This window comes from Bartonella sp. AD328YNZD, from assembly GCF_042196425.1.
Genome location: NZ_JBHIQG010000244.1, coordinates 1 through 3715 on the forward strand (window position 1 = coordinate 1; position 3715 = coordinate 3715).

The following is a 3715-nucleotide window of genomic DNA, read 5'->3' on the forward strand; positions in this document are numbered from 1 at the left end:
ACTCGAACCTCCACGCCTTACGGCACAGGTACCTGAAACCTGCGCGTCTACCAATTCCGCCATCTGGGCTCATAAAATTCATCTAAGCTTGTGAAGCAGTTCTGTCAATAAAATTATAGAATTTATTTTTTCAGCTTAAAACGATAGCATTAAATTTTTTGTGTGAAGGAGATCATGATTTTAGAAGTTTAAGATGTGATGATTGTCTTTGATGAAATGGTTGAATCGGGATTAAATGTGTAAATAATAGGAATGCCGGTCGCTAATTCTTGAGATATAATTTCTTCGCCATTTAGATCTTCAAGTGCCATCATAAGAGCACGAAGAGAGTTTCCATGCGCTGCGATCAAAACTGTTTGAGAGCGCAAAATATGAGGCTGGATATGATAAAGATAATAAGGCCAAATGCGTGCACCGGTGTCGCGGAGGCTTTCTCCATTCGGGGGGGCAGTTGTATAGGAGCGGCGCCAGATCTGGACTTGTTTTTCTCCCCATTGTTGACGCACTGCATCTTTATTCAAACCTGCAAGATCACCATAATTGCGTTCATTTAATGCAGGGGTCTTTATCAATTGCAAGTCAGATTGACCCATTTGCTCTAAAATATGCCTAGCCGTTTTTTGTGCGCGCTGTAAGGCTGACGTATAAGCAATATCAAATTTTAAACCAGCTGCTTTAAGATTTTTTCCTGCTTCTATTGCTTCTGCGTGACCTTTTTCTGTCAAATCAGGATCTTTCCAACCGGTGAAAAGATTTTTGAGATTCCATTCACTCTGTCCATGACGGATAAGTACAAGTGTGCGTCCCATTATGATTTTCCTACGTTACATTGATCGTTTAAAATTCATTGTTCAATCCCAAAACATCGAGCATTGAATAAAGACCGTTTTCATGATTTTTTGCCCACAAAGCTGCTTTTAATGCGCCATTGGCAAAGATAGAGCGTTCTTGCGCTGTATGTGAAAGAATAATGCGCTCATTGGAACCGGCAAAAATGACACTGTGTTCACCAACAACTGTTCCACCACGTGAACAGGAAAAGCCAATGGTACCTTTTTTGCGTTTACCTGTATAGCCATTGCGTTCATTAACACGCACATTTTGAAGCATAACATTGCGACCCTCAGCGGCAGCTTGTCCAAGAAGAAGGGCTGTTCCAGAAGGGGCATCAACTTTGTTAGCGTGATGCATTTCATAAATTTCGATATCAAAATCATCGGTTTCTAACGTTTTAGCGGCTTTCTTTACAAGGTTGGCTAAAAGATTTATTCCAAGACTCATATTGCCGGATTTGACAATTGTTGTATATTTCGAAAAATTCGCAATTTTTTCTTCTTCTGTTTTGCTAAATCCTGTGGTGCCAATAATGTGAACAAGACCTTTTTGAGCAGCATAGTGAGCATAAAGAATACTGGCTTGTGGTTGTGAAAAATCTAAAATACCTTCTGTGTTAGAAAAGGCCTTTTGGGGATCATCAGTGATGAGAATCCCAAGAGAATCTGAACCAATTAATGTACTCGCATCTTTTCCTACAAAAGGTGAATCTTTACGTACAAGAACAGCACAAAGCTCTACATCTTTCCTATGCTCGATTACTGTAATGAGTTCACGCCCCATTCTCCCATTCGCACCAACAACTGTAAGGCGCATTTTTGTCTCCTTATGATACTTTGACTGCGCGTAGTATAGGCAAATTCTTACTTTCTTTCCAACGGTTCTTTTTGTTTATAGAAAAAAATTTTTCTACTTTAATTTATTTTTTGTGCTGTAAAAACACGACCGTGATATAAGATTTATAAATTTATAGAGAGATATTTTTTGTTACAACGCGTGGTGGATATTTCTAGGTAAGGCTTGCTTATAAAGCTCTAATGGAGATTACGCATTACTTTACGCTTTTGTATCTCGCGTTCTTTAATGGGGGCACGTCCCTCATGCAAACAAGATACCCTAAAATAAATATGCTTATGTTGTCAATTTATGCGCTTGCTTTAAAAAAATGTGTCTCAATGCTTCTAAACTCATTTTATGATAGTGCTTGTGAAGAGTATAATGAGAGAGCTTCCATGAATAATATAAAGTCTATTCTGCACTACGGTCTTTATGCTTCATAAAAGAGAAAATAGGCACTATCATGTACTTTGCTAGCCTTCAATGTAGCAACAGCTCTTGGCATTTGAAACAATTCATCGGTATTTTTATTTTATTTTTTCTTTAATATTTTTTCCATACGCTAATCCCATTTGCAACGCATAAGAAAAAGATTTTGATTGATGCAAATGTGAGGCGGGTAATGGGAAAAAAGTATTTGAGGTTCATGATTCAAGTTAAAAAAGCGATTATTTATATTGTAGATTAATCTGTTATCTTATAAATAAAATCACATAAAAGGGGGCAAAAACAAGAGATCAATAAGAAGTCGAATTGTTTATACACGGGAGTTAATCGGATTCTTTGCCTTTTAAGGAAGTCAGTTAAAAAAATTGTTATGTTGTAAAGACGCATGGCGGTTTTTTTATCCTATTATGCCCTACAACCCTGTTGTTTAGAGCGGTGATATAAGGTATGAAAAGCTTTACATATTAAGTGTTTTTTAGATATCGTGATCAGTGTTCAGGGGTAGGACTTGCCTGTAGAGCCTATGAAGTGAACCGCATGAGTGGTCAGGAGGTGGAATTTGCCCGTGAGAAGCTGGATTGTTGATAGTCCGGTGGCTGGTAGGAATATCCGTTCTTTTAGGTGTGGGGAGGAGATCAATATAGAGCAAGAAACATCTCTCAACACTCTCAAGCCCATTTTACGGTGATCGCCCGTGAATAGTATAACGGTAAATCCATTGAGCATTCCCATCTTTACGCTTATGAAATAACAAGCCGGCATCATCACACATTTTGCCAGCTTCCAATGTTGCAACAGATTTTGCATTAAGACGGTTCATAAGAGGCATTTTTAGTCCTTTCTTAATAGTTTTTTATCTACACGCTAACCCCGCTTGTAACGTGCAAGCGAATAGTTTTGATTGATTCAACATGGAACAGGTTTGGGATGAGAGAATCCTATGATATTCGGGATTCTAATTCAACATACAAGACAGAGAATTATGATTATAAATCAACGCTTTATAGAGTAAATAATAGGCATGCTATGCAATGCACTTTTTCATATATTGAGCAGAATAGAGAATAGCATGCCTAAGTATTGTTATGTTACTGACCACACTTGCAATGGTGCTACAGCTCTTGTTTTTAACTAGAGTATTTAAAAATCCTTTTTTTCCTTGTGCTGATTTTTTATGTAACAGGACGAGAAAGTGATTTTTTTTGATGCATTATAAGGAGTTTTGAACTGAGAAAATATCATGGTGGCGTCTTATTCTCTTTTCAAGTAAGACTATAAATCAATGTATTATTGCATTGTTTGTACATATGCATAAAAATTTATAAACCTAGAAGTATCCTTTAGATAAAATATCGCTTTTACTTTTGTTGGTGAAAGGTGGTTAGAAATCAAGATCAGCATAGTGAGTACTTGCAACGATTCCGCGGACGCGATCTGTTAAAAGAGAACGAAAAGAAGGACGTGATTTAATTCGCATATACCAGTCTTTGGCAGCAGGAGATTGTTCCCAGTCAATTTCTCCTAGAAAGTCAAGTACAGAAATAGAGGCTGCGGCTGCTAGGTCTGCATAGGACAAGGTAGAACCCACTAAGCTATC

At 37.6% G+C, this 3715-nt stretch carries 3 protein-coding genes and 1 pseudogene; all 4 read right to left on the reverse strand.

Annotation, left to right across the window (positions count from 1 at the left end; genetic code table 11):
* Window positions 1-188: 188 nt before the first annotated feature.
* Entirely contained in the window at window positions 189-809 is a 621-nt protein-coding gene (locus tag ACFIO3_RS09990; RefSeq protein WP_375608500.1) for a 2,3-bisphosphoglycerate-dependent phosphoglycerate mutase, read from the reverse strand.
* A gap of 28 nt (window positions 810-837) precedes the next feature.
* A complete protein-coding gene (gene dapB, locus ACFIO3_RS09995; RefSeq protein ID WP_375608501.1) occupies window positions 838-1650 on the reverse strand; it encodes a 4-hydroxy-tetrahydrodipicolinate reductase in 813 nt (270 codons plus the stop codon).
* Between the two features lie 1116 nt (window positions 1651-2766).
* A pseudogene (locus ACFIO3_RS10000) lies at window positions 2767-2947 on the reverse strand (integrase); the annotation flags it as partial.
* 552 nt (window positions 2948-3499) lie between these two features.
* On the reverse strand, window positions 3500-3715 hold a 216-nt coding region (locus ACFIO3_RS10005), incomplete at its 5' end, for a glutathione S-transferase family protein (RefSeq protein WP_375704392.1).